General features: G+C 71.4%; 2 protein-coding genes. Both read left to right on the top strand.

Annotated features, from left to right (window positions below; genetic code table 11):
- A partial coding sequence (locus GRX66_RS19290; RefSeq protein WP_233745727.1) for an alpha/beta hydrolase fold domain-containing protein occupies positions 1-523 on the top strand: 523 nt, incomplete at its 5' end.
- Positions 524-612: 89 nt separating this feature from the next.
- Positions 613-1,045 (top strand): DMT family transporter (locus GRX66_RS19295; protein WP_159527874.1); only part of this gene is annotated, 433 nt, incomplete at its 3' end.

Here is a 1,045-nt window from a genome sequence, read left to right on the forward strand (position 1 = left end):
CGCTGCAGTGGACGGCCGAGCACGCGGCCGCGTTCGGTGCGACCCCGAAACGATCGCCGTCGCGGGGACGAGCGCGGGCGGGAATCTCGCGGCTGCCGTCGCGCTGCGCGCCCGCGACTTCGACGGTCCCGAGATCGCCCAGCAACTCCTGTTCTACCCGATGACGGACCGCGACACGTCCCGTCCGTCGTACGCCGACCACGGCAACGGCCCGCTGCTGACGCGCGCCGACGTTGCGTGGTTCTGGGAACAGTACTGCCGGAGTCCCGTCGACGCCGCGAACCCCTACGCGAGCGTTCTCCGGGCGGCCGATCACAGCGACCTCCCACAGGCGACCGTCGTCACCGCCGGACACGACCCCCTCAGGGACGAGGGATGCGCGTACGCGGCGGCGCTCGAATCCGCCCGAGCGCCCGTCGACCACCTGCACTACCCCGGGATGGCTCACGGCTTCCTGAGTTTCGCGGCCGACGTGCCAGCGGCGGATGCCGCGCTGGACGACGTCGCGGCACGGCTGCAGTAACCGCGCTTCCCGGCCGGTATCGCCTGCAGTCGCTCGCGGGTTGCCCGCTTCGACGCGCATTTAGCGCTCGGGCGGGGAGCAGGAAGTGAATGAGTCGGTACCGCGCTGCCGGGCAGTTTCTGCTGTTGTGTGCCGTCTGGGGGACGGCGTTCATGGCGACAGACGTCGGTCTCCTCGACCTCCCGCCGGTACCGTTCGCGGCCGCGCGCTTCGACGTGGCGGCCGTCCTACTGTTCGGCGTCCTCGCCGCGACTGGCAGGCTCGACAGGCCGCGAACGCGCGACGACTACGTCTACGTCCTCGCGGGCGGCGCGTTCATTATCGGCGCCCACCACGCGTTCCTGTTCGCCGGCCAGCAGTACGTCACCGGCGCCGTCGCAGCTGTCCTCCTCGGCCTGGTGCCCGTGGTGACGCCGGCGTCACGCGACTGGTCGCGACAGACGACGACGTTCACGCGCCACACCGCAGTCGGCGTCGCCGTCCGGGTTCGTGGCGTCGTCGTCATCGCGGAACCCCGGACCC

Source organism: Halobacterium bonnevillei, assembly GCF_009831555.1.
Classification (GTDB): Archaea; Halobacteriota; Halobacteria; order Halobacteriales; family Halobacteriaceae; genus Halobacterium; species Halobacterium bonnevillei.